Below are 211 nucleotides of genomic sequence, written 5' to 3' on the forward strand. Positions count from 1 at the left end.
AGAGCTATTGTCAAATTTAGTGTTCAAGCGACTTTCTGATTACTCGTTTCTGTGACTTCAATTCCATCTTTAAATTTGACTCCGGTAATAACCTTGATCAAGAAATTAAACCCTCTTTGACGGCGCCAATTCTTCTGTGCGCATTCACTGAGTTTAAAGAGCATATGCAGCATCCCATGGCGCGATAGGCAGCCTTTAGAGCGTTTGGTTC

General features: G+C 41.7%; 1 pseudogene. It reads right to left on the reverse strand.

The annotated features are described in order from the left end of the window. Positions 1–23: 23 nt before the first annotated feature. Positions 24–211: pseudogene (locus ACOI06_RS14690) on the reverse strand (IS256 family transposase); the annotation flags it as partial.

It is taken from the genome of Orrella sp. 11846, from assembly GCF_048820935.1.
Lineage (GTDB): Bacteria > Pseudomonadota > Gammaproteobacteria > Burkholderiales > Burkholderiaceae_B > Algicoccus.